The organism is Streptococcus mitis (genome assembly GCA_001560895.1).
Classification (GTDB): domain Bacteria; phylum Bacillota; class Bacilli; order Lactobacillales; family Streptococcaceae; genus Streptococcus; species Streptococcus mitis_Q.
In genome coordinates this window covers 894,424-920,421 of the sequence record CP014326.1, presented here as the reverse complement: position 1 = coordinate 920,421, position 25,998 = coordinate 894,424, and the positions used below count along the sequence as shown (strand labels likewise).

Below are 25,998 nucleotides of genomic sequence, written 5' to 3'. Positions count from 1 at the left end.
CTTATACTCAATGAAAATCAAAGAGTAAACTAGGAAGCTAGCCGCAGGCTGTACTTGAGTACGGCAGGGTGAAGCTGACGTGGTTTGAAGAGATTTTCGAAGAGTATTAAAATTCAAATTCCACAAGCACATCTTGACCACTAGTGACCAATTTTGCACCTTCCTGAATCAAATGATGGCATCCGTCTGATAGTCCATCTAAAATGCTACCAGGAATAGCAAAGACATCGCGGCCTTCTTCCATTGCTCGCTCACAGGTAATAAGACTACCTGAGCGCATCTTAGCCTCTGCTACAATCACTCCTCGGCAAAGTCCAGCAATAATGCGATTACGGGCAGGAAAATGAAATTTCAGAGGTTGTTCACCAGGTCCATATTCACTAAGAACCAGATGATCATTGCCGATGTAGTCTTGTAAGCGTTTATTGGCTTTAGGATAAAACACATCCAGACCTGTTCCAATCACTGCAATGGTTTTTCCGCCATTCTGAAGAGCTGCCATATGGGCTGCTGTATCGATACCCTTGGCTAAGCCACTGACGATAACCAGTTCATTTTCCAAGCCCTGAATGACTTTTTCAACTGACTTAGCTCCCTGTTTGCTACAAGCACGACTACCCACAACCGCTACTTTGGGAAATTTTAAGAGATCAAGATTTCCCTTGTAAAATAAAAGCACAGGAGCATCATAAATTTCACTCAAGTCCCAAGGATAACAGTCATCTAAAATAGAGAAAGATGGGAATTTTTGAAACTCCTTCTCCAAATGCGCATCGTCTATCTGAAAATAACGTTCCATAAAAACAGCTGGATTTCGGCAACCTGATATATCTGCAATATCACCCAACAAAAGTTCTTGATCGAAATTTTCACCGTATTCTAGCACTTTCAAAACCTGTTGATTGGTCAAACCTGATTTTTTTAACTTATAGATTTGATAGTTTGTAATTTTCATAAATAACTCCATTTCTTTTTCTACTCATCTATTTATTCGTAAAAAATCAAAAAAACATCCGACTATTTCAGCCAGATGTTGGAATTTTTAATTTTCGTTTTTAAGAATTTCTTCTAATTTATGATAGTCTTGGACACTATCGATTTCATAGATGCTATTGCCTTCTAATTCTTCAACATAGACATCCAACTCTTTGATATTATCCTTAACCATATTGTCCCAATAGAGATCAACAAATTCACCACTCGCATAAGCCTTGTCGATAAAGCTGACAATCTTTTCTGCTGTTGGAGCATCCCAGAAGGATACACCACTAAGAATGCGACCTGCCTTGCTATCAACAATGATGTCTTGAACCTTGTAGTCATCTCCATAGACCAAGAACCATTCGTTGGTACAATCTTCACGATAAACACTAAAATAAGTCGAACGTGTCAAATCATTGCGGAACATATTTTTAAAGAGATAGTTATCTGCATCAATAACATAGCTGTTAGCTAATTCTTCTTTTACAAGATAGAGAGAGTAAAAGTTATTGTATTCAGCGTATTTATCATTAAAAACGAGGCAAACACCGTATTTTTCTTTTAAGTAATCAAATTGTTCTTTAAGATAACCAACGATGATGATGATGTCATTGATTCCTTTTTCTTTTAGAAACTCAATTTGGTATTCAATCAAGGGTTTTTGATTAACCTGAACCAAGGCTTTAGGGGTATTTTCAGTCATAGGACGCAAGCGAGTTCCCAATCCCGCTGCTAAGATAATGGCTTTCACACGAATCTCCTTTATTCTTTAATAATAATATAAACTCCAGCAATAACGACAAGTGACGTAATAATGGTCAGCATATCTAGCGGTGCACTCAAGAAAACAACTGCAAACAAGACTGTCCATACTACATAGCTCACATTCAAGCCTGTGGCCTTGGCTGGTTGCAAGCGATTGATAGCGATATAATAAGCCAAGTAGGAAATCATATCAAAGGCTGCAAAGACAATCATAAGACCAAGCAATTGTCCATTGGCCACTTCTGCAAATGACTGATGAGAGAAGAGCACAATCACAAGATAGGACAAGAATGAAGTTACTTGACGGATTAAGAGGGCTTCGATTTCACTCAATTCACTTTCCATGGCAAAAGAGCTAAGAACACTCTCACTTCCCCATGCAATAGCACAAACTAAAGCACAGAGAATACCAATATAGAAGGAATTGACCTGTTCAACCTTATAAGTTTGGGCAATAATCCCTCCAATAATTAAGACAATCCCAAATACAGTATTTTTCGAAATCTTGTGCTTCAAAAAGAAGAAAGCTAATAAAACTGAAATCGCAGGGTAGATAGCCGATACAGATGACGCTAAGGAACTTCCGATATACTTAACCGCATAAAGGTTAGCCTGCATACCGATAGGACCTGCTAGCAAGGCTCCGATGATAACACTAACATTGCGAATATTTAAGAAAATTGAGAGACGAACTTTTCCTTCTTTTACCAAGAGAAAAGCTAGTAAGATAAAGATGCTCAAAAAATCATGAGCAGCAGCCACTACAAAGGGCGACAAGTCAGTAAAAATCGAAAAGATATAAGCACTAATCGTTAGACCTAAACCCCAGAAAATACCTGAGAGTAGACCAAAAGAAACTCCATTTTTATTTTTCATCTGAACCTCCATAATTAGCCAGACCTTTAACAGCTCTTTGGTAACGAGTCACACCATAATCACCAAAATCTGCACCTTGCTCTTCTTTATAGACTGTCCATAGACTCCAAATAGCATCTTGTAAAATTTTATAAATGGAAATCTTTTCACGAGAGACAGGTGTTTGCTCACTCTCATAGTGAGACAAGAAGGCTTCTTCCTCTTGACGAGTGAATTCAGATTCTAAAAAGAGGGCAGCCAAATCCCACATTGGATCGTTCATGGATGAATATTCCCAGTCAATCAGATAAAGTCGTCCTTGAGGTGATTCGATAAAGTTTTCAGGCACCAAATCGATATGACAAGATTTTCTATCGACACCTAAGTCAGCCAATCTTTTTTCTAAGGAGAAGACTTCTTCTCGAACTGCTTCATAGTTAGCATAAGGGATTTTTTCCTCAATAAAGGATTCGTATTTTTTGATTTCTTCAAACGGAGCAAATTCTCCCCTTAATTCCTTACCAGACGCATGAATGGTTTGTAAAATTGGAGCAATTTTATCAAATTTGGTCTTAATTGAAGTCGCATCAAGCGTAATCGCAGATTGAATATACTCATTTACTTTGATACCAGCTTCAATATCAAAAAGATAATTTTTTACATCTAAGTCTAAATCCTTTAGTAGTTCAAGATTGTACTTTTCATCTTGACGATTGATCAGCTTTTCTGTCCCTTTACCAAAGAATTTAACAATGTATTGCTTATTTGTTGTTTTGGCCAAATAGTTTTGATTGGTCATTCCCCCCAGTTGTTCGACACTGAGGACTTCCTCTTCTTGACTAAGTAGGGAAGAAATTTTTTCTTTAATGATTTTCTCCACAATTAACCTCCAGCACTTATACTTCCCACTTAAACACAGTTTTAAAGGCTGTGTTTAAATCGGTTGCAAAGACACGGTGAATATCTTTAATTTCTCTTACAGGTTCTTCTAGATAAAGGATATTTTTGAGACGATTGGCAAATTTCTTGACTTCCATCATTTGGATGGCATTTTCAAAATCAATGCGACCAGAACGAGAGGAACCAACCAAGAGCAAGCCCTTTTCTAGGGCATCGCGTGTATTGAGATTGACTTTATACTCGCTAACACCCATCATGAGAATCGTTCCCTGAGGACGAATGTAGCGAATCAAGTCATTAATAGCTGGTCCAGTACCATCACCACCACAACACTCAAAAGCATGGTCAAAGGCCAAATCTTCGGGAATATTATCAGTGATATAGCATTCTTTGGCAAAAGAGAAGAGTTCCAATTTTTCCCAGTGACGACCAATAACCACAATCTCTGCTTCTGGTAGAGTATAGTTGATAATATTGGCAACCACAAAAGCTAAACTTCCATCTCCGATAACGGCGATTCGGTCCCGCTTGCTATGAGCAAGGGTCAATAAGCGATTCATGGCATGCATACCGACACTGACAAACTCTGTAATGGCTGCAACCGTGTCTTCAATAGCATCATAAGCCACCACACGGTCTTTAGGGAGAGAAACAAACTCTCTCATAAAGCCATCAAATCCACTAGACAAGAAATGGGTCCCTGTCATGTAGTTCTCATAGAATTCTTCATCGCTCTGCATAGGAGGCTGATTGGGAATCATGACGACTTTTTGACCAACCTCATAGGTTCCTGTCGGATCAGAAATAACGGTTCCACATGACTCGTGAATCATTGCCATTGGAAGTTTTTTATTCAAAATCTTTGGATCCCGTTTTCCTTGATAGTAACGCTGATCCGCATGACAGACCGCCATATAATTAGGGCGGATGAGGATATGATTCTCTTGGTCAATATCCTCTTCTTGGTATTTGACGTTGATAAACTTAGGTTTAGTCAGTTGATAAATTTGATTAATCATATCACTAGTCTTTCTCAATCATACTTTTTGCAATCTTCAAATCTGTCACTGTTGTGATTTTTAGATTTGAGTATTCCCCCTTAGCCAAGGCCACATCTTTTCCTTTGATCACAAAGATTTTACATGCATCTGTCAAGATTTCCTTCTCTTCAGCAGAGAGAGAACCGTAAAGGTCCATGAAGTCCTTGCAACGGAACGTTTGAGGTGTTTGTCCTTGATAGAGGTGAGCACGATTTGGAATATCTGTAATGAATTGACCATTGGTACTTTCAACGATAGTATCAACCGCTTCTACTACTGTATCCACTGCATCATGATTTTGGGCAAGTTTGATATTGTCTTGAATCATGCGAAGCGTAATAAATGGACGAACAGAATCGTGGGTAACAACGATGTCCTCTGGAGTAAGCGGACGATAAGCATCAATGGCTTCAATGATTTTCTCAATACTCGTATTACGGTCAGCACCACCCTTTGTAATGATGATACGTTCCTTATGAAGAGGAAGATATTTATCTACAAGATCTTCTGCATGAGAAACCCAGTCTCCATGAACCCCAACTACAATTTTTTCAATACTTGGTTCCAAGACAAATTTTTCAATTGTATGAATCAAAATAGGTCGATCACCTAGCTCTAAAAATTGTTTTGGCAAGTTACTGATTCCCATGCGTGTGCCAGTTCCACCGGCAAGAATTCCTGCATAAATCATCTTTTTTCTCCTTCATCTTACTAAAAAACTTATTCTCTCTATTATACCACAATCTAGTCCTATCATGAAAGAAATACCGGACCTCCCGTTCTAGAATAGGAGGGTTAGACAGTTCTATTATTCAAAGAAACTAGCCCATTTCTAGTAATAACCAGGAATTCTGTAGTCATTACTAATAAATAGCTGTGAAATTTTAGAGTTCTTCAGAATAATATACTTTCCTTAAAGAAAACTTAAAATTAAGATTTGAGGCTTCAAAGTGATTACTTGACTGCATTAACTTTTTGAAGTAATAATGATATTATCGTTATACAGAAACAAGGTTTCCCCCTTGGCTCACATAATTAGGTTTACAGAAAAAAATCAGCGATTCTCGATTGTTGACTTTTTCTTTTCCAACTAAGAATAAATAGTTGCTTGACAGAAATTAAAAAAAGAAATACACTAAGAATGTAAAAAAGCCTTATTCTTCAAGGATAAACTTTTCTAGCGTTTGGACAAAAACTCGCTTCAAAATCATGACCACCCGTCAAACGGGTGGTTTGAACCAGGGCGATAAGCCCAAATTACCAGAGCCTGAGACAAAATAGTTCTCGACTACAAAAAAGCTAGAGATTTCCAATTGTGGAACTCTAGCTTTTAATTTTGAGCCGTTCTCTTATTGTATTTTAGGAGGTTATTGGCCATAAGTACCAATCCCATGTCAATTCTCACTTGACGCTTCCCTCTCAGATTACATTTCTTGTAACCCAAACAAGCCTTTATCTGCCCAAAGACAGGTTCCACATCAATCTTGCGTTGAGCGAAAATCTGTCTACCTTGGGGAGATAAAAGCGCCTGACATTCTTTAGCTTTCAAGTACTGATAGCGTTCGTTCATATACAGTCCCTTTTGAGGGGCTGATTCAGGTTCATCAGCGTAGTAAACCTTGATTTCCTGTTGAAAGTCCGTCTGTGTTTTCTGATGTTTGATATGGTGAAAACGATAGCACCAGCCATCAGGATGTGTGTAGCTATCCTCCTTGTCATTATAGTGCCAATTCGCTAAGTTTCTAGCCGACTGTTTATACCCTCTCTTCTGTTCCTTGTCAAACATGGCATATTTAATCAGATGGTTTACCTGCTTTTCATCTAAACGAAGGAGGTTCTCTTCACTTCCATATCCAGCATCTGCGACAACTGTCTGTACGTCATGTGGATAGGTTTCAAGGAAGGGGAGAAGAGTCTTAGTGTCTGTCGGATTTGAGAAGACATCATAGTGAAGAACAAATTGATTTTCAGTAGCGATTTGAAGATTATATGCAGCCTTGAGTTGGCCATTTTTCATATGGTCTTCTTTCATTCGCATAAAAGTGGCGTCTGTATCTGTTTTGGAAAAGCTGTTACGTCCTTCAAAAGTTTCTTGATAGTTCTCATATTTTTCAGTACGTACTGAAAAATCATCCTTGACTTTACGCAAGACTTTCTTGAGTTTCCGACGTTGAGTTTTACGTTCGTCCTTTCCTTTAACGGGTGTCTCCTCAATATCCTAGTTCAGTTTTTCCAATTCTTCTTCAAGGATTTGAGCGAATTCAATCAACTGCTCTGAGGAGATAGGCTCTTGTGTATCCAGTTCGATAGCTTGATGGATAAGGGGAGTGATTTCTTCTTGAAAATAGACCTGTATCTGTTCTTGAAGTTTGGCGGAGAATTTCTCTGTTGCTTTTTTCCACACAAAACTATACTTGTTGGCATTGGCCTCAATCTTAGTTCCGTCAATAAACAAACAATCTAAGATCACTAACTCTTCCATTTTTAAACGAAGATTGAGGTCGATGAAAAGATCACGAATGAGTTCTTCCATCCCTTCAGCGACACGAAAACGATTGATGGTGCGGTAGCTGACAACCAACTGTCCTGTTAGGTACTGCATAGCCAGATTTTCAATCATCATTTTTTCAATTTTTCGACCAGAGAAAATCCCTTGTGAATAGGCAAATAGAAGAGCAGATACAAGCATTTTAGGGTGATAAGACGGGCGACCAAAGGCATGATAGAAGGTATGGAAGTGACTATCTTCCAAGGTATTTACCACTTTTTCAATAGTAAAGACGAGATGGTCTTGTGGCAAGAAAGAACTGATTTCTAGTGGTAAAGTTGTTTGATTTGTGTTATAGTGAATATGCATGGGATAGCCTTTCTAAATGGTTTATTAAGCAATTCTATTTGACCAAGACTATCGCAACCATGCAAAAAGAGGCTGGGACAAAAGTCTAACATTAAATATAAAAAGCGAACAAAACGAGTTATCTGACACTCAGAATTCTGTCTTGTTCGCTTTTTTGTCTAATCTATCGATTTTAAAAATTTATAATAAAGAATTCCTAAAATCAAAATCTTTTTGTCCCAGCCTCTTTCACTTTGTTCAAGCCTCATTGCTCTTGACTTGTCACTTTCCTCTTAAAGAGGCTTTAGTATTACTTACCACTATCCCTAAAGGGATCCTCATATTCTTTTACACTCAATTTATCTAGTGCTATATCATGCTTTACTCGTTCTCAAATTTTCATACTCGTGAAGAAATCATCCACTAGATAATTTCTTTAATCTTGAATATATTTCTTAATTGTGGCTTCATTAAGCCCTACTGTACTTACATAATAACCTTCTGCCCAGAAATGCCGATTACCAAACTTATACTTGAGATTGGCGTGTTTATCAAACATCATGAGTGCACTTTTACCTTTTAAATACCCCATGAAACTTGAAACACTTATCCTCGGTGGAATACTGACTAACATATGTACATGATCAGGCATTAAGTGACCCTCGATAATTTCAACACCTTTATAACTATATAAGCGATGAAATATTTCGCCTAAACTACTTCGATATTGATTATAAATGACTTTTCGTCTATACTTAGGGGTGAACACAATGTGATATTTACACATCCACTTTGTGTGTGATAAACTATGTGCCTTTTGTGCCATATTTTTCTCCTTTCGCTTTACAATTGGCTTGAACACCTTTATTGTATCGCGTTTGGAGTTTTTTGGGTATAACCTTTGACGCGCACCCGCATAGCGGGTGGTTTTTTGTCTCGCACCTAACGGAGCGAGACAGACTAATAGTCACATAATAAAAAAACGTTGATTTATGTACTGACCCCCAAAAGTTAGACAATTAATTTAAGCAAAGGATTTAGTTCTGTATTGGACAGGACTAAGTCCTTTTAGTTTTACCTTAATTCGTTTGTTGTTGTAGTAATCGATATAGTCTATAATGGCTTGTTCCAATTGATTAAGTGATTTAAAGTTTTTCTCATGGCCATAAAACATTTCGGATTTTAAAATGCCAAAGAAAGATTCCATCATACCGTTGTCTGGGCTGTTGCCCTTACGTGACATGGATGCTTGAATTCCCTTACTCTCTAGGAACCGATGATAAGAATCGTGTTGGTATTGCCAACCTTGATCACTATGGAGAATCGTATTCTCGTAGTATTTCTCTGTGAAGGCCTGTTCCAACATCGTTTTTACTTGTTCTAAATTAGGAGAACAAGAAAGATTAAAAGCAATAATTTCGCTGTTAAAGCCATCTAAAACAGGCGATAAATACAATTTCTGCGTGCTATTTGGAATGGCAAACTCTGTCACATCCGTATAACACTTTTCCATTGGTCTCGATGCTTCAAACTGGCGTTGAATGAGATTCTCTGCTTTCTTGCCAATCTCTCCTTGGTAGGAAGAATACTTTCGTTTACGGCGAATTCGAGCACTTAAACCAAGGATTTTCATCAGACGTTGGACCTTCTTATGGTTTACTATATGACCACGATTCCTCAATTCAAGAGTTATTCGGCGATAGCCATAATTTCCTTTGTGCTCAGTAAAAATAGCTTGAATTTCAGCTTTAAGATCTTTATCTTTGTCAAGCCCATCTAGTTCCTTCAACTGATAATAGTAAGTTGAGCGAGGTAAACGAGCCACTTCAAGAAGTAAATCTAGTCGAAATCCTCCTGAAGCCATTTCTCTAATTGTCTCTGCCTTTCTCGCTGTATGGTTTCGTCCCTGTCTTCCAGCTCTTTTAACTTTTTTAAGTAAGCCACCTCAGTACGTAAGCGTTCATTCTCCTCTTGGAGTCGCTCTAGTTCTGTCATTTCATCCCAAGTTTTCTTCCGTTTACGTCCCATTTTAGTTGATCTCCCTCTTGTTTTCTCAACAATAGTATACCCGTTTTTCTTGTATTGTGCTAGCCAATTAAGAAGTATCGTACGACTTGGGAGGCCGTATTCAAGAGAAACTCTATCTTTAGTCCAGCCTTCATGTAAGACTTTATGAATCATTTCTTGCTTTAAATCAGGAGAATAGTAACGATTTTTTCCTTTTTTGACGAACTCTATTCCGTAACGATCAATCAATTTAATCATGTACCTAATATTAGAATTGTTTATCCCAAATTTATTTGAAAGCTTCTCTATGCTATATCCTTGTTTTCTAAGTTCATAGATCTGAACTTTATCATCATAAGTTAATTTCATAATAAAAACACCCCAAAAGTTAGATTTTTTCTGTCTAACTTTTGGGGTGCAGTTCATTTAACAACGTTTTACCAAGGAATGCGAAAGAATGCAAAGGAATAATGGAGCCGGTGGGAGTCGAACCCACGTCCAAACACCTGCCAACATATTTGTCTACAACCATAGGTTATGTATTAGTTTAACAGTCCCTCGACACATAACTCAAGCCTAGAAACTGCGAGTCTATCAATCTCTTATCAAGTCGCTAGACAAGACTTGATCGTATCTCGCTAATAATAAGACCTGTCATTGAACACGAGAAATCCAAATCGGGTCACGCCTGCTGGTTTTTAGGCAGCTAGAGCGTAAGAAGTGTTATTTTTTGCAGTTATATTTAACTGAGCGTTTACGTCGCCACACGAGTCGCAAAATATGCCTCATAATGCCTGTCGAATCCGTAACGACCCCAAAAGACAATAAAACCATTATACCTTATCTAACTCAAAAATGCAAAAAGGAAATCAACTAACTAAAAAAGATAGTCTTTCAAGGCTTTTGACAAAACCTGATAACCCGCAATACTGAGGTGCAGTCCGTCAGTAGTGTAGTCTTTTTTGAGTTGGCCTGCTTGGTCTGTCAAACAATCAAATACTGGAACAAATTCCACCTGCATGTAGGCAGAAGCAAGCTCTTTATAGGCTTGATTCCACTCCTGTATCTTTTCATTCGTGCGGATATAGACTGTCTGCTTGTACTCCTCTCCCTCATTGACAGGCAAAATGGAAAGCACTTTAATCTCAGTCAATGGATAATCGCGAGCAATGGATTGTATGATAGCTTCGAGATTATTGAGAGCCTCATTCACAGGCACATCTTTTCCGATATCATTTGTCCCAATCAAAAGGAAAATTTTATCTACTGCTCCACCGTACAGATGCGCATCTAGATTCTCTAGTAACAGCCCTGTCTGATATCCTCGAATTCCACGATTAACAATAGTCTTTGCCGTCCCAAACAACTCCTGCAGAGGATAATATTCGACAATAGAATCCCCTATAAAAAGAATATCTGGCTCTACAACTGAAACTTGATTTAAGTGACGATACTTGGTTTGGATTTTTTCTTGTTCCTTTAGGAGCCAATTTTCTAATAACTGTACTGCCACTTCATTCCCCTTTTTCTAACCAGTTTTCCAAGACTTGGTAAACTCCTCCTTGGCTGTTGGCTGGTGCTAAAGCAGTCGCCACAGCTTTGGCCTTATCGTCAGCATTTTCCATCGCATAGGAAATCCCAGCCATTTCAAGCATTTCAACGTCATTTTCACTGTCACCAAAAGCCATAATTTGTTGGGAGTTCAAATCCCAACGCTTGAGTAATTCTTCCAGGCCCCATGCTTTATGAATCCCAGCTTGGAGAATATCAATACAACCATAGCCACTCGAAACAGCCCGAACACGGCCATCAAAGAGGTCATTAATCTCTGCCAAGACCGAACTCAAACGCTCCTCACCAACAACCATGCTCATCTTGAGAACACCACCAAAGAGGTCAGAGGTTAACTCATCCACAAAATGCATCCGTTGATAGAATTTTTCAATCATTTCTGGAGTCATAAAACTTTCAAGATCTGTAAAAATCGTACCTTTCTTGACGAAACCACCCTTCATCCCCGTTACAACAAACTGGTCCTGACACGCTCGACCATTGAAATGAACCAAAGCCTTATCGACAATGGCATCATCCCAAGTCTGAGCCTGAATCAGTTCATTATTTTCAAAAATACGAGCACCATTGGCAACAACCAGAACCACTCGATTGACCAAGTGCTCCAGTAGTTGCCTCATGCGGTGAATTTCATTGCCCGTCGCGATGACAAAACGAATACCCCTTTGATCCAACTGATCTAAAATCTTTTCCAATCGTGGGAGATCAAGCTGGCCTCTAGCATCCAGCAAGGTCCCATCCATATCTGTCGCAATTACTTTAATCATCATTTTCTTTCCTCTGGATTCAAGCTAGTCCCACTTCAATCCCACATGTTCGTTCATTTCTTTATAGGCTGTATCAATTCGTTCCTTAGTCGCTTCATCTAACTGGTCACGATGACTACCACCCTCGATAAAATCTTCTAAGATATAGGTTTGATAATGATATAAAGGATAGCCTTCTGGTGAAAAGGTTCCCTTTGGTGTTCGATTAACCCAAGTAGGATGAGCTTTAGCTGTTCCGATAATTGTTTTTCCATCCTTCTTCTTAATAGTCACGTCCATAAGAACACCACGTTCAGTCCACTTAGCATTTTCCACACCTTCCATGGTCTCAAGGCGTTGATTTGAAATGAAGTTCCCCATTGAATAGATAATGAGTTTCTTATCCCCATCTTTTTCAACAATTTCAGACGGTTCAACTACGTGTGGATGACCTCCAAAGATAATATCTGCTCCCCAATCAATCATCTTGTGATACAAAACTTTTTGCTCTTCAGTCGGTTCTATGCGATACTCAACACCCATTTGCGGCATGATAATGGTGATATCTGCTTCCTTTTCCGCCCGTTCAATTTCAGACTTCATTTTATTCTCATCTAAATCTGAAAGATAGTGATTATAATCCTCTTGAGAAATATTTTGCTCAATTCCATTAAATCCATAAGAATAAGCCAAAAGTGCAACCTTGATACCATTCACTTCCTTAATGACCAGCGGAGCCTGATCACGTGGCTCATGCGTATAAACTCCAATTGGTGTTATTCCTGCTTTTTCGATAGCATTTGCCGTTGAAATAACTCCCTCAATTTGCGAATCCAAAATATGATTATGAGCCAAATCTAGCACATGATAACCTGCATCCTTAATGGCATCCATAACTTCAGCAGGAGCATTAAAGAGAGGATAACCTGCTAAATAATGATCCTTATTAATGGTTCCTTCAAAGTCACCGATAGCTAAGTCGGCTTGCTTAAGCCAAGGTGTCACATACTCAAAATTCTCATGAAAATCATACGTTCCATCATCCTTTTTTGCTGAAAAGTAAAGAATATCATGATAAAGCAAATCACCATGAGCCATAATTCTAGCAGTTTTTTCCTCTTCCTGCTCCTGAGACTTTTTCTTAGTTCCTTCTTGAGAAGTAGTATCTCGTTTTTGACTGGTCATAGGCATGCCTTGGAAGCTTTCAAACAACAAGACCAAGCCCATTGATAAAGCAACTGCTAGCAAGAGTATCGCCACAAATCCCTTATTGCTCCACTTGCGATAACTCCTAAAAAAGGTTACAAAGCCTCTCACAAAATGAAAAACTGGTCCACGTTTATGTCTATCTTGTCTTCTTTGCATCTTTATTCTCCCTACTTTCTAATGCAAGCCTTTTCTTTTTATTATAACACAGATAAGTATTTCTTTCACAATTGAATTGAACTTCCTATCTATTTTCTGTAAATCCTAAATGCTGTAATACTTTCAATCCTTGTCATTTTGTGATATCATGTAGAGGTAATGAAAGGAGAGAAAATGTCTGCAATAGAACGTATTACAAAAGCTGCTCACTTAATTGATATGAAAGATATTATCCGCGAAGGGAACCCAACTCTACGCGCGGTTGCTGAGGAAGTCACTTTTCCCTTGTCTGACCAAGAAATCATCCTTGGCGAAAAGATGATGCAATTCCTCAAACATTCCCAAGATCCTGTCATGGCTGAAAAGATGGGGCTACGCGGTGGGGTTGGACTTGCTGCTCCTCAATTGGATATCTCAAAACGTATTATCGCTGTTTTGGTGCCTAATATTGTCGAAGAAGGCGAAACTCCACAGGAAGCCTACGACTTGCAAGCCATTATGTACAATCCAAAAATCGTCTCTCACTCTGTTCAAGACGCTGCTCTTGGTGAAGGAGAAGGTTGTCTGTCTGTTGACCGCAACGTGCCTGGCTATGTTGTTCGCCATGCCCGCGTTACTGTTGACTACTTTGACAAGGATGGAGAAAAACACCGCATCAAACTCAAAGGTTACAACTCCATCGTTGTTCAGCATGAAATTGACCACATCAACGGTATCATGTTTTACGATCGTATCAATGAAAAAGACCCATTTGCAGTTAAAGATGGTTTACTGATTCTTGAATAAAGAAAATCCCGTTGCAAGACGGGGTTTTGTGTTATAATAGAGGCATGAAAACAAATGATATTGTCTATGGCGTCCACGCCGTTACCGAAGCTCTCCTCGCAAACACTGGCAACAAACTCTACCTCCAAGAAGATCTCCGAGGTAAGAATGTTGAGAAAGTCAAGGAACTGGCTACAGAAAAGAAGGTGTCCATTTCTTGGACTTCAAAAAAATCCCTCTCTGAGATGACTGAAGGTGCTGTCCACCAAGGTTTTGTTCTACGAGTGTCTGAATTTGCCTATAGCGAGCTGGATAACATCCTTGCAAAAACACGTCAAGAAGAAAATCCACTTCTATTGATTCTAGATGGTCTAACCGATCCCCATAATCTGGGTTCTATCTTACGAACAGCCGATGCGACCAATGTTTCAGGTATCATCATTCCCAAGCACCGTGCTGTCGGAGTAACTCCTGTCGTTGCTAAAACGGCCACAGGTGCTATTGAGCACGTTCCAATTGCTCGAGTGACCAATCTAAGCCAAACTCTAGACAAACTCAAGGATGAAGGATTCTGGACCTTTGGAACCGATATGAACGGTACCCCTTGCCACAAGTGGAATACAAAAGGGAAAATCGTCCTCATCATCGGAAATGAAGGAAAAGGCATCTCTAGCAACATCAAAAAACAGGTCGATGAAATGATTACCATTCCTATGAATGGACATGTTCAAAGCCTCAATGCCAGTGTTGCTGCAGCCATCCTCATGTACGAAGTTTTCCGAAATAGACTATAAAAAAGGCTGAACAAAAACTAGCTTCTCAATAAAACCGCATAGTGATTTCAGTTTTGCTCACAATCAAGCTGAAAACAACTGTGTGGTTTTTGAATAGCTGATTTGTAAAATCCATGCTCGTGAAAATGAATTCAAGCTCTACTATGCTGGTCTAGTTGTCTCTAACACACACTCTGAGCTCACCAAAAATATTCTCTAATTTTCTAAAAACAATATCAGTTGCCATCTTCCATTTGGCATAGAGTCTAGATCCTTCTTCGATATATCATGTGTTCTGAACGAAGTTTCCTAAAGAAATTCTAATACTCAATGAAAATCAAATAGCAAACTAGGAAGCTAGCCGCAGGCTGGACTTAAGTACAGCAAGGCGAAGCTGATGCTGTTTGAAGAGATTTTCGAAGAATATAAATTGTATCCTAACCAATTGATTTCTGAGTTCATTATATAAGAAAATGAGCATCTCCAACTACGAGAATGCTCATTTTTTAGTATTGTATAGGCAAATTTTACATATGTTTCAAACGCTCAATCCGTTCTGAGATAGGTGGGTGGGTATAAAATAGTTTTTGGAACCCTCCCCCTTTCTTGGGATCATTGATATAAAGTGCACTGCTGGCATCATCTACAGGACGACTCATAGGTTTACTATTATCCAACTTACGTAGAGCATTGATCATCCCTTGAGGATTACGAGTCAACTCGACACTGGAAGCATCAGCTAGAAATTCCCTCTGACGAGAAATAGCTAGTTGCACTAAGGTTGCAGCGAGAGGTGCCAGCACAATAGCTAGGAGGGAAACCACTAGCATAATGATCTCTAAGCCATTTCCATCTCGGTCATCGTCACTTCGTCTGCGACCTGCTCCACCCCACCACATCATACGACCTGCCATACTAGAAAGCATGGTGATAGCACTAGCAAGGGCAACAGCAATAGTCGAAATGCGAATATCGTAGTTACGAATATGACTGACTTCATGTCCCATAACAGCTTCTAGTTCTTCACGATTCATGATAGTTAGGAGACCTGACGTCGCAGCAACCGCCGCATTTTGGGGGTTAGAACCTGTCGCAAAGGCATTTAAGGCTGGATCATCAATGATGAAAACACGGGGCATAGGAATCTGAGCGACCATAGCCATATCTTCCACTACATGGTAGAGGTCTGGTGCCGTTTGTTCATCTACCTCACGCGCTCCATTCATGGACATGACAATCTCTGTCGATTGAAAAATCATGGACAAGGCATAGATAAAGCCGATAATCAGTGCGATAACCAAACCACCAAGCCCGGATCGCATAAAGAGGTAACCAACCGCATAGCCGACGAGAGCTAAGAGTAGGAAAAATACCAGCAACAAAATCCAGGTTTTTCGTTTATTGCTTGCAATTTGATCAAACAACATCTTAGTCACCTAAACCGCTAAAATCAACTTTAGGAACTGCCTTTTCCTCTTCTGGTGTTTGAAGGAAATCTGCTGCTTTAAAGCCAAACATTCCAGCGATAATATTGCTTGGGAAAGTTTCTAATTTTACATTGTAGTTGCTGACAACACTGTTATAGAGTTGACGAGAGTAAGAAATTTTATTTTCTGTGTTTGTCAACTCCTCTTGCAATTTAACAAAGTTTGCACTAGCTTTCAAATCTGGATAGCTTTCTGCAACTGCAAAAATACCTGAAACCTGACGAGTGAGGGCATCACTAGCTTTCATAGCTTCTGCTGGTGAAGTCGCTGCCGCAACTTGATTGCGAAGTTCTGCCACCTTTTCAAGGGTAGAACCTTCATATTTGGCATAACCTTTTACAGTTTCAATCAAGTTTGGCAAGAGATCATTTCGACGTTTCAACTGAACATCAATCTGGCTCCAAGCCTCCTTTGTTTGCATACGATTCTTAACCAAACCGTTATAGCTAACAATCACAAAAATAACAACAAGAGCCAAAACTCCAAGAATAATCCAAGTCATAATATAAGTCCTTTCTACTTTTAGATTAGTACCAGTATATCAAATTTTTTATGATTGTGGTAAAATAAGATGATACTAAAGAAGGAAATAACTATGAAACCAGAAACATTTTACAACCTGCTTGCCGATCAGAATCTTCCACTTTCGGACCAGCAAAAAGAACAATTTGAACGTTATTTTGAGCTCTTGGTTGAGTGGAATGAAAAGATTAATTTAACAGCCATTACAGACAAGGAAGAAGTCTATCTCAAACATTTTTACGATTCGAGTGCACCCATTCTTCAAGGTTTGATTCCCAATGAAACTATCAAACTTCTTGATATTGGAGCTGGAGCGGGATTTCCTAGTCTACCAATGAAAATACTCTATCCTCAGTTAGATGTGACTATCATTGATTCACTCAATAAGCGCATTAACTTCCTCCAACTCTTGGCTCAAGAACTGGATTTGCACGATGTCCATTTCTACCATGGACGTGCAGAAGACTTTGCCCAAGACAAGAACTTCCGTGCTCAATATGATTTTGTAACGGCTCGTGCGGTTGCCCGCATGCAGGTTTTGTCTGAATTGACTATTCCCTACCTTAAGGTTAGCGGAAAACTATTGGCACTCAAGGCCAGCAATGCGCCTGAGGAGTTATTAGAAGCTAAGAATGCCCTCAACCTCCTTTTTAGTAAGGTCGAAGACAATCTCAGCTACGCCTTACCTAATGGAGATCCGCGTTATATCACAGTGGTGGAAAAGAAAAAAGAAACGCCAAATAAATATCCACGTAAGGCTGGCATGCCCAACAAACGCCCGCTTTAAACTTTTTAGTAAAAAAATATTTACAAAGTTTGTAATTTTTGCTATACTATCACAAGCAAAGGTTTTTAATGTCATCCCGTGAGGTGACGAAGACGCAGAAATATTTAAAACTCTTTAAAGTCTAGATTTTAAAGAAGTCTTACTCTGAGGGCCTATTGCTGTAAAATAATGGGCTCTTTTTTGATGCCCAAAAGTGAGGTTTATATGAAACAAGAATCAACTGTTGATTTGTTACTAGACGTTGACCAACGTCCTTCAGCTGGCAAAGGAATTCTCCTTAGTTTCCAACACGTTTTCGCCATGTTCGGTGCAACCATCTTGGTACCATTGATTTTGGGAATGCCTGTATCTGTTGCCCTTTTTGCTTCAGGTGTTGGAACACTCATCTACATGATTTCAACTGGTTTTAGAGTTCCAGTTTATCTAGGTTCTTCTTTTGCCTTCATCACAGCTATGTCGCTAGCTATGAAGGAACTAGGAGGGGATGTATCAGCCGCACAAACAGGGGTTATCCTTACAGGTTTTATCTATGTCCTTGTGGCTACAAGTGTTCGATTTGCGGGTACAAAATGGATTGATAAACTCTTGCCACCAATCATCATCGGACCTATGATCATCGTTATCGGTCTTGGACTTGCAGGTTCAGCTGTTACCAATGCGGGGCTTGTAGCTGATGGGAATTGGAAAAATGCTCTTGTAGCAGTTGTTACTTTCTTGATTGCTGCCTTTATCAATACAAAAGGAAAAGGCTTCCTACGAATCATTCCATTCCTCTTTGCCATTATCGGTGGTTACCTCTTCGCACTAACTCTTGGCTTGGTTGACTTCACACCAGTTCTAAAAGCTAACTGGTTTGAAATTCCTGGTTTCTACTTGCCATTTAGCACAGGTGGTGCCTTTAAAGAATACAATCTTTACTTCGGTCCTGAAACCATCGCTATCTTGCCAATCGCGATCGTAACCATTTCTGAACATATTGGAGACCATACTGTTTTGGGTCAAATCTGTGGTCGTCAATTCTTGAAAGAACCAGGTCTTCACCGTACTCTTCTTGGTGACGGTATCGCAACTTCTGTTTCTGCCTTCCTTGGTGGACCAGCCAATACAACTTACGGAGAAAATACAGGGGTTATCGGTATGACTCGTATCGCTTCTGTCTCAGTTATCCGTAACGCTGCCTTCATCGCGATTGCCCTGAGCTTCCTTGGTAAATTCACTGCCTTGATTTCAACTATTCCAAATGCTGTACTTGGTGGTATGTCAATCCTTCTCTATGGAGTTATCGCCAGCAACGGTTTGAAAGTTTTGATCAAAGAACGTGTTGATTTTGGTCAAATGCGTAACCTAATCATCGCAAGTGCTATGTTGGTCCTTGGACTTGGAGGAGCTATCCTTAAACTTGGTCCAGTTACACTTTCAGGTACTGCCCTATCAGCCATGACAGGAATCATCTTGAACTTAATCTTGCCATACGAAAATAAAGACTAATAGTCTAAACATATCAAAAAACGAGCATTTCCAATTACGGAAGTGCTCATTTTTTTGATACTTAGAAGTAAGTAAATCCCCTCTAACGCTGTTTAATATCGTTCCCCTACTCTCCTATATTGCCACTCAGAAAAATAAACCTCAATGATTTCCGGGGCTTTTGTAGTACCATTGTACACTACAATAAAGTGACCTTTACTATTCCAAAACTTGCCTAAAATAGTAGCATCTTCTAATTTTGCCCTTAACTTGCTTTCTTGAAATCCAAGGCTTTCCCTTTGTACTGTTTTAGTCTCTTCCTTGCTACCTACACCAACAGTCACAAAGTTTACACCTACTTCCATAAGCTCCCACTCAGAAGCATCAACCTCAACGATTTCAGGGGCTTTTGTAGTATCTCTATACACCACAATAAAATGCCCTTTATCATTCCAAAACTTTCCAAGTATTTTAGCATCTTCCAACTGTATCTCTTGCTTTAAGTATTCTGATGGTTCTTTTTGTACTGGTTTAGGTTCTTCTAGACCAACAGTGACAAACCTTGAGCCTATAATCATAAATAGGCAAAATATTATAGCACCAAATCCTACAAATTTAAACAAATTCAAATCGCCATTATCTCTTTTCATGTTATCTTTTTATCTCTCTTTCTCTTTTGTGATCCTGTAAATCCCAAGGGGTAAAAATACCCCCTTAAACTCCTACCATCTCAGCAAGCCAATTTTGAAAATTTGTTTCCTTTGATTCGTCATTATCCCATATAAAATCTTCAATATAAGTTGAGTTTGTAATTAGCTTGATACGTTTATTTTGGTATTGGGGATCTAAATAGAATAGGGGACCTCTTCACTATACAAGTTAGCGAGACCCGAACTCTTTTCCTATACTCTACTCGTTTTATTGGACCACTTTTTGTGACAGTTCCAGTGTATATGTTTTATACAATTGATGGCAAGCTTGATCCTCTCCTGCTTTAATCAAGGAAACACAAGGCAATACGAGTTCTGCCCAGATAGACTCTAGTATTTCCTCACGATTTGGATGTTCCTCTAACTTGGCAACAATTTGAGGAGCCATCTTATAGTAGGATTCAATTTCCTCCTGACCACCATCTTGAAAAGCTAGATAAGAATCCCTGAATTTTCGCAAAGTCATCAATTCATCACAGTCATCTGCCAATCCCTTGTAAGTTACAGCTGCTTCTGTCAAATAACAACCTCTTTGTTCAATCTGATAGTAAGCATCTGGTTCACCAAAAAATCCAGTTTTAGAGCGCACATATCTCTCTGCATCGCTCCTACGTTGAAAAACAGCTACTTCTCTTCCCTTACGATATACAACAAATTCCATTTCTTTTTCCTCCCTATCTTACAATATTTAATAATTCCTCATAACTTGAAACCACATCATAGATGTGCTGGTCATTAATCAATCCAGCTTGAGCTAACGCTTTAAAGTGAGCACGCGCACAGGCAATTTTTGCTTGCTCAGCTTGTTTTAATTGAAGACTAGACATAGAGCCTTTCGTTTCTGCAACAAAATAGATATGCTTGACACTTCCTTCACGGAAGGCAATTGCCCAGTCAGGGTTATAGTTCCCAAGCGGAGTAGCAATACTGAACTTCCCTGGTAACTTCACATAAACACGAACATCCTCGTATTGTTCCAAAGATTCTTTAAAGGTCTTCTCCGTATTTGAATCAACTTTTACAAAATTGTAAATTCCTTTTTTGGATTCAAGTAAGTGATCATCTGATCTGTTAGCAGTTTCAGGATTGTCATAAAACAAGTCCATATCATACTCTTCATTTAGCACATTATACTGGATATGCTTGATAATTTGACTTGCTTTTTGTTCATTAATGAGCTTTGAAATCTTAAGAATAAACTCTTCTGGATTCTGTTTAAACTTGTCAAATTGGTAGACATAGATTTTACTTAATATTTCCGCAACCAACCTACGTGTTAATCCTGTCTGATCAGCAATCTCCCCTAGTAAATCATATTTGGTCATAATCTGCGAATCCGTTAGATATTCTTGCTGACGATCATTCTCAGCTACTGTGAGATGGAGTCCTTCTTCCTTACTCATCTCAGTAGCGCTTGCTTGAGTTATATGAAAGCTTGGTTTGCTAACGACTAATTTCTCATTGATATAGTCAACAGAATGTTTTACCAATTCCGCATCATCAAACTCTACTTGGTAACTCGTCTTACGATTGATTTGCTTCCAGAGATTTAAGAACTCTTTTCGGGCAATATTTTCTTGATTGACCTCATTTGAGAACTGAATGACTGAATGATTGGCATTTTCAATTTCATACTGTCCAGCATGATAAACGCTCTCCAATATCTCTACCAGATTATCCTCATAACCTGCTAGCGTTTCAGACAGTTGTAACTGATGATTTTCTTTTGCAGCAAAATATTCTGTAGTTAATTGTCCTTCACGATCTATATAGCCTTGTCGGATCAAATCAAAATGAATAGCATCTGCTTGTTCCTTGGTAATACGTATTGTTTGTCCTTCTTGATTGGTTAGAACTTTATTCGTAAAGAGAGTAACATCCACTTTTGCAGGACGATCTGCTAAGAGTTCTTTGATTTCTTCTTGTAGATTTCGAGCAAATTGATCATAACTTTCATTTGCAATTACTGTCAGTTTATTGATTTCATGAACATCATTTCCTAAGAGTTCAAAATCCTGACGAATTCCATTTTGGTCAACTGCCAAACGCATACCACGACCGATTTCTTGACGTTTACGAGTCTCTGCTGAAGATTGCTTAAGAGTACAGATTTGAAAGACATTTGGATTATCCCACCCCTCTTTTAGAGCTGAGTGAGAAAAGAGGAAACGAACTGGCTCTTCAAAGCTCAATAAACGCTCCTTGTCCTTCATAATTAAGTCATAGGCATCAGTGTCATTTGAAAGATTGTTCTTCTTTTCACTGGCAGATTTATAGTCCACAAAAATGGTCTTATCTGACTTCTTCACTTTATCTACCGAAAAGTAACCAGCATGAACTGAATTTCCTTCAAGATTAGCCTCCAAATATCTACGATAAGGAGTTGGTTCCTGTGTTTGGATAAACTGATTTACTTGATTTCGATATTCTTCTTCAAAAATCTGAGCGTATTCTCCATTATAGGCATCATTATTTTCATCATATTGTTTATACTTGGCCACTTCATCGATGAAAAATAAGGATAATACTTTAATTCTTCGATTGTACAGTTTACTTTCTTTTTCGATATGACTTTTTATAGTCTCTCGAATTTGAATTCTTCTGATGCTAGACTCATCCACTTCCCCTATCACTTCACCGACATGAAGTTCTTGCGTCACACCAACTTGAAGTTTGTTCTCTCTTGCATCAAAGTGACTAAGGGGCATTCCTTTATAAGCAGATAAATTCCCTGATTCAGCGTACAAATCAAAGAGTTCTTCCACCACCTTCAATTTCCTTTTGACACCTGACTGCGTTTTTACTTCAAACTCAATTTTTGCTTTGGGTGCTCCTGTTTTTTGTGGAATGATTTCTTGTAGATAAAGATAGCCTTGTGTCCCAGTCGTCCCAGTTTGCTCAATAGCCTTAACCGCAATCTTCTTCACTAATTTTTGATTATAAGCATCCATGGCATCCAATCTATAAACCATATCATGTTTTTCTTTATGGGTAGCCGAATAACGTAGCGTAAACAATGGCTTGAAATCTTTTAGTCTTTCCTTGGTTTGTTTCCCTTCAACAGACTGAGGTTCATCAATAATCATAATCGGATTCATAGCTGCCAAGACATCAATTGGACGGCGCCAACGGAAACTTTCCTGTTCAGAATGAATCCGTCGCGCATCTTTCCCTTTCGCATTAAAGGCTTGAGAGTTGATGACCATGATTTGAAGGTCTGACGAATTGGCAAAACTATCCAAATCACCTAAACGTGAAGAATCGTAGACAAAATAGCGTGGTTGTTTGCCATACTCCATCTGAAAGTGGCTTGACATAATCTGAAGAGACTTGAGAACCCCTTCACGAATGGCTACACTTGGAACGACAATAACAAACTTAAGCCAGCCATATCGTTTATTCAACTCCATAATTGTACGGATATACGTGTAGGTCTTCCCTGTTCCCGTCTCCATCTCTATTGAAAAATTATATGCTTCTCTTCCAGCAATCATATCAATAGAAAGACTATCAGAAGGACGCAAACCATAACGAGTTTGCATAGTATGAACATTTTCTCGTATACTTGTTTGACTCAATTGAATCGGTGCATTTCGATAAGCATCTAAAACCAAATCTACCTCATCTGACTTGAGACGACCTGGATCCGCCATATACTGAACTCCAGTATGTTTGGCTTGCCCTTGAAATAAATCTGCAATGGCACTAACCGCATCCAACTGGAATTGTTGTTTTTTAAATTGTAATCTCATTGCAAATACCTCCCAAGAACAAGTAACTAAGAATAAATAAGATAATAACAATCGGTTGAATATTTACAAAAATATTATCCATACTAAAATCTAACTGTCTAATTTCTTTACACTTTGCTCTATGATAATCGTACTCACTATGATTTTCTTGTTGCTGAAGAATAAGATTATATTTTTCTACTATAACTTTAAATTTAGCATTCTTCTTTTTAAAATTATAACCTTGTAGAGATAACCATTGAAGTGATTCTTTAAGTTTATTAATTTCTATATGGTGATAATGGAATTTCAAAGCACGTTCTCTATAGTTTAATGTGGACACATAATATTGAATGATAACTGTATACATGGAAAAACATCCTGAAACTACTTTTTTTATCAAGCCTTCATTTGGAACTATCAATGAAATAACTAATAAGGCACTAGATAAAATAGCCATCAAAAGTAAATACATGTCCCACTTACTAGCATATCCCCCAAGTCGTTCACTAGCCAAAATACGAGCTCGTCTAACTATTTTTAGTTTTCTAATTTCATCTTGAATCATTTCATCAAGCTTATCAAGATTACTATTTTTGACATTTTTATTAAAACTCATATCCTACACCACCTTCACTTTTGTATGAGGTGACAATTCTTTGAAGATTTCACTTACGTTAATCTTATCTGCTGAATTGGCAAATGAGCTATCACGGAAAACGGCACGGAGTGGTTGTGCTTGAGCGATATGACGGATAACTTCTTCTGATATTTCATCTTCAAAACAAGCCATGAGTGATCCTTGATCTACGTCATAGACTTCTGCTCCTGCTACTTTCTCCATATCAATGGCTAGTGACAGTTCCATTCCCCATGTCAGCATAACTTGGAAAAGTAAGTCAAGGCCAGTACGTCCTTCCTTGATATTGGATACACTATCGAAAAGATCTGTTTGAACAAATTGGTCTGGACGGGCAGATACATCTTTGAAATTAGAAGAATCTAGTTTGTAAGCTTTAAAACCAAAATCTTGCTTGCCAACCAACTCTGGATGCTCCTCCTGAATCTTGGCAGCAGCACGACGAATCCGCTCACGTGAAATTTGGTCAATGGTTTCATAACCTGCTTCTTTAGCAGCAGACTTATCAGCTACTTCCTCATCCAACGTACACAGGATAAACTTACGATTTCCACCATCTTCAGCATTCAGTTGCATGACTGCATCAGCTGTAGTACCAGAACCACCGAAGAAATCGAGGATAACAGAATCTTTTTTTGTTGATATTGTTAAAATATGTTTAATCAATCCAGTCGGCTTCGGAGTATCGAACATTTTTATACCAAATAACTCCTGAATTTGTTTTGCAGCGTGTAAATTCTTTTCCAGTTCATCCCAGAAGGAATTTGGCGCGACGCCTTCCTTAACTTTATTTAGATATAATTTGTATCTAGGAAGACTACTATCAAAATTAATTTCTTCACGATTGATCATTTCTTTAATAGTTTCTTTACCAAATCGCCAATTCCCCGTATTAGATCTATACTCTTGTCCCGTTTTAGGATTAACAATAATGAAGTCTGTTGCTACTGAATACCTACCTCCAGCTGTTGGTGCTGTTAGTTTTTCTAATTTATACTTCCCTTTTCCATCCCCATCATCAAGATTATATTGTGCTAATTGTTTCTCACTTCTCGGTAAAAGATTAAAATCAAATTTATCATTTTCACCCTTAGAATATATTGTTACGTACTCATGAAGAGAAGGCAGGTGATCATTATTATCAAAAACCTTTCGTTTCCAAATAGCTTCACCAATATAACTTTCTTCACCAAATATCTCATCACAGATAGCTTTCAGATTAGCTTGTTCATTATCATCAATAGAGATAAAAATAACACCTGAATCCTTGAGGAGATTACGTGCTAGACGGAGACGTGGATACATCATATTGAGCCAGTCTGAGTGGTAACGAGCCGAAGTTTTTTCATTTTTGGTAAGCCCAACGACCTGGCGTCCTTCTTCATCCAAAAGTTCCATCTCTTCCTTCAACTCTTCATCTGTTTTTTGGAACTTATCAGAGTATACAAAGTCTTTTCCAGTATTATAGGGTGGATCGATATAAATCATATCGATTTTTCCTAGATAGGATTCTTGTAAGATTTTCAAGACTTCTAAATTATCCCCAGTAATAAAGATATTTTCACTGTTTTCAAAGTCAACACTTTCATCAAGATCTGGTCTTAAGGTTTTGGTAGTTAGTCGCCCAGCTTCTGCGATAGCTTCACGCTTTCCAACCCAAGTAAACTCATAGGATTCTCGACCATCCACAATTTCCTCTGATAAAAACTGTTTTAGCTTCTCAAAGTCAATCGCAGGACGTAATCTGCCGTATTCATCCCTTTTTTCCGTCAGAACTTCAGGAAAAAGTTGACCAATTTTTGAAATATTATCTGTAAAAACATCTTTTGAAGTGAGATTTAATTTCTCAAGTCCAGAGTTTTCACCTGTGTGCTGTGCTGTGCTGTGCTCATGGTAGTATCCTTTCTTAGCTTTGTCAAGCTTTTGTAATTTTAATTTTATAAAAAAATTAAGTTGGCTTATCCTATTTTTGTATTGCTTAATTTTTAATAAATTACAGCTTCATTCTATCAAAAATAGAGGTTGAAATCAAAAGAGTTCCCTAATCTC

At 38.5% G+C, this 25,998-nt stretch carries 23 protein-coding genes, 1 other RNA gene and 5 pseudogenes; 5 read left to right on the top strand and 24 right to left on the bottom strand.

The genetic code is table 11. The features are described 5' to 3' along the window. Positions 1-106: 106 nt before the first annotated feature. The 17 genes and pseudogenes from AXK38_04530 to AXK38_04450 all read right to left on the bottom strand — a co-directional run bounded on the left by AXK38_04530 (position 107) and on the right by AXK38_04450 (position 12,596). Complete coding sequence (locus tag AXK38_04530) at positions 107-955, bottom strand: DNA processing protein DprA (GenBank protein AMH88552.1); 849 nt, start codon at positions 953-955, stop codon at positions 107-109. A gap of 87 nt (positions 956-1,042) precedes the next feature. Continuing rightward, entirely contained in the window at positions 1,043-1,732 is a 690-nt protein-coding gene (locus AXK38_04525; GenBank protein AMH88551.1) for a CTP--phosphocholine cytidylyltransferase, read from the bottom strand. Positions 1,733-1,743: 11 nt separating this feature from the next. Next, a complete protein-coding gene (locus AXK38_04520) occupies positions 1,744-2,622 on the bottom strand; it encodes a hypothetical protein (GenBank protein AMH88550.1) in 879 nt (292 codons plus the stop codon). Then, on the bottom strand, positions 2,612-3,481 hold the full coding sequence (locus AXK38_04515) for a choline kinase (GenBank protein ID AMH88549.1): 870 nt from the start codon (positions 3,479-3,481) through the stop codon (positions 2,612-2,614). Before AXK38_04515 ends, AXK38_04520 begins: the two co-directional genes overlap by 11 nt. A 16-nt stretch (positions 3,482-3,497) precedes the next feature. Next, positions 3,498-4,520 carry a ribitol-5-phosphate dehydrogenase gene (locus AXK38_04510; protein AMH88548.1) on the bottom strand — a complete coding sequence of 341 codons (1,023 nt, stop codon included), beginning with the start codon at positions 4,518-4,520 and terminating at the stop codon, positions 3,498-3,500. Between the two features lie 4 nt (positions 4,521-4,524). Next, positions 4,525-5,232 carry a 2-C-methyl-D-erythritol 4-phosphate cytidylyltransferase gene (locus AXK38_04505; protein ID AMH88547.1) on the bottom strand — a complete coding sequence of 236 codons (708 nt, stop codon included), beginning with the start codon at positions 5,230-5,232 and terminating at the stop codon, positions 4,525-4,527. Between the two features lie 639 nt (positions 5,233-5,871). Further along, positions 5,872-6,342, bottom strand: a pseudogene (locus tag AXK38_04500) (transposase). A gap of 417 nt (positions 6,343-6,759) precedes the next feature. Next, entirely contained in the window at positions 6,760-7,164 is a 405-nt protein-coding gene (locus tag AXK38_04495) for a hypothetical protein (protein ID AMH89634.1), read from the bottom strand. Then, a pseudogene (locus AXK38_04490) lies at positions 7,165-7,398 on the bottom strand (transposase). A gap of 415 nt (positions 7,399-7,813) precedes the next feature. After that, the gene (locus tag AXK38_04485) at positions 7,814-8,203 is read right to left on the bottom strand and encodes a transposase (GenBank protein AMH88546.1); all 390 of its coding nucleotides are present in this window, start codon (positions 8,201-8,203) and stop codon (positions 7,814-7,816) included. A 198-nt stretch (positions 8,204-8,401) separates the two neighbouring features. Further along, positions 8,402-9,241 (bottom strand): integrase, encoded by an 840-nt coding sequence (locus tag AXK38_04480; protein ID AMH88545.1) that lies wholly within the window; start codon positions 9,239-9,241, stop codon positions 8,402-8,404. Further along, positions 9,217-9,753, bottom strand: coding sequence for a transposase (locus tag AXK38_04475; protein ID AMH88544.1), 537 nt, complete (start codon positions 9,751-9,753; stop codon positions 9,217-9,219). Before AXK38_04475 ends, AXK38_04480 begins: the two co-directional genes overlap by 25 nt. Positions 9,754-9,852: 99 nt before the next feature. Beyond that, positions 9,853-10,200, bottom strand: a transfer-messenger RNA (tmRNA) gene (ssrA, locus tag AXK38_04470). Between the two features lie 61 nt (positions 10,201-10,261). Continuing rightward, entirely contained in the window at positions 10,262-10,897 is a 636-nt protein-coding gene (locus AXK38_04465) for a 1-alkyl-2-acetylglycerophosphocholine esterase (protein ID AMH88543.1), read from the bottom strand. Position 10,898: 1 nt separating this feature from the next. Then, the gene (locus AXK38_04460; GenBank protein ID AMH88542.1) at positions 10,899-11,726 is read right to left on the bottom strand and encodes a haloacid dehalogenase; all 828 of its coding nucleotides are present in this window, start codon (positions 11,724-11,726) and stop codon (positions 10,899-10,901) included. Between the two features lie 21 nt (positions 11,727-11,747). Beyond that, complete coding sequence (locus AXK38_04455; protein AMH89633.1) at positions 11,748-12,083, bottom strand: poly-gamma-glutamate biosynthesis protein; 336 nt, start codon at positions 12,081-12,083, stop codon at positions 11,748-11,750. A 3-nt stretch (positions 12,084-12,086) separates the two neighbouring features. Beyond that, positions 12,087-12,596: pseudogene (locus tag AXK38_04450) on the bottom strand (metallophosphatase). A 195-nt stretch (positions 12,597-12,791) separates the two neighbouring features. On the opposite strand from AXK38_04450, the pseudogene AXK38_04445 reads away from it, so the two are divergent. The 3 genes and pseudogenes from AXK38_04445 to AXK38_04435 all read left to right on the top strand — a co-directional run bounded on the left by AXK38_04445 (position 12,792) and on the right by AXK38_04435 (position 14,626). Beyond that, a pseudogene (locus AXK38_04445) lies at positions 12,792-12,927 on the top strand (hypothetical protein). A gap of 314 nt (positions 12,928-13,241) precedes the next feature. Beyond that, positions 13,242-13,853 carry a peptide deformylase gene (locus tag AXK38_04440; GenBank protein ID AMH88541.1) on the top strand — a complete coding sequence of 204 codons (612 nt, stop codon included), beginning with the start codon at positions 13,242-13,244 and terminating at the stop codon, positions 13,851-13,853. A 44-nt stretch (positions 13,854-13,897) separates the two neighbouring features. Further along, positions 13,898-14,626 carry an rRNA methyltransferase gene (locus tag AXK38_04435; GenBank protein AMH88540.1) on the top strand — a complete coding sequence of 243 codons (729 nt, stop codon included), beginning with the start codon at positions 13,898-13,900 and terminating at the stop codon, positions 14,624-14,626. A gap of 506 nt (positions 14,627-15,132) precedes the next feature. Here the strand turns inward: AXK38_04435 and AXK38_04430 are convergent. Both AXK38_04430 and AXK38_04425 read right to left on the bottom strand, forming a co-directional pair. Then, positions 15,133-16,032: a protease HtpX gene (locus tag AXK38_04430; protein ID AMH88539.1), complete on the bottom strand. Its 900-nt coding sequence runs from the start codon at positions 16,030-16,032 to the stop codon at positions 15,133-15,135. Between the two features lies 1 nt (position 16,033). Further along, positions 16,034-16,594: a hypothetical protein gene (locus AXK38_04425; protein AMH88538.1), complete on the bottom strand. Its 561-nt coding sequence runs from the start codon at positions 16,592-16,594 to the stop codon at positions 16,034-16,036. Positions 16,595-16,687: 93 nt separating this feature from the next. On the opposite strand from AXK38_04425, the gene AXK38_04420 reads away from it, so the two are divergent. Both AXK38_04420 and AXK38_04415 read left to right on the top strand, forming a co-directional pair. Continuing rightward, complete coding sequence (locus tag AXK38_04420; GenBank protein ID AMH88537.1) at positions 16,688-17,401, top strand: 16S rRNA (guanine(527)-N(7))-methyltransferase RsmG; 714 nt, start codon at positions 16,688-16,690, stop codon at positions 17,399-17,401. Between the two features lie 204 nt (positions 17,402-17,605). Then, positions 17,606-18,889, top strand: coding sequence for a uracil permease (locus AXK38_04415; GenBank protein ID AMH89632.1), 1,284 nt, complete (start codon positions 17,606-17,608; stop codon positions 18,887-18,889). Between the two features lie 374 nt (positions 18,890-19,263). Here AXK38_04415 and AXK38_04410 read toward each other — a convergent pair. The 5 genes and pseudogenes from AXK38_04410 to AXK38_04390 all read right to left on the bottom strand — a co-directional run bounded on the left by AXK38_04410 (position 19,264) and on the right by AXK38_04390 (position 25,638). Continuing rightward, positions 19,264-19,518: pseudogene (locus AXK38_04410) on the bottom strand (hypothetical protein). 268 nt (positions 19,519-19,786) lie between these two features. Then, entirely contained in the window at positions 19,787-20,239 is a 453-nt protein-coding gene (locus tag AXK38_04405) for a hypothetical protein (GenBank protein AMH88536.1), read from the bottom strand. 13 nt (positions 20,240-20,252) lie between these two features. Continuing rightward, complete coding sequence (locus tag AXK38_04400; protein AMH88535.1) at positions 20,253-23,330, bottom strand: DEAD/DEAH box helicase; 3,078 nt, start codon at positions 23,328-23,330, stop codon at positions 20,253-20,255. Next, the gene (locus AXK38_04395; protein AMH88534.1) at positions 23,314-23,928 is read right to left on the bottom strand and encodes a hypothetical protein; all 615 of its coding nucleotides are present in this window, start codon (positions 23,926-23,928) and stop codon (positions 23,314-23,316) included. The genes AXK38_04400 and AXK38_04395 overlap by 17 nt, the downstream gene beginning before the upstream one ends. A 3-nt stretch (positions 23,929-23,931) precedes the next feature. Next, complete coding sequence (locus tag AXK38_04390) at positions 23,932-25,638, bottom strand: DNA methyltransferase (GenBank protein ID AMH88533.1); 1,707 nt, start codon at positions 25,636-25,638, stop codon at positions 23,932-23,934. Positions 25,639-25,998: the final 360 nt, after the last annotated feature.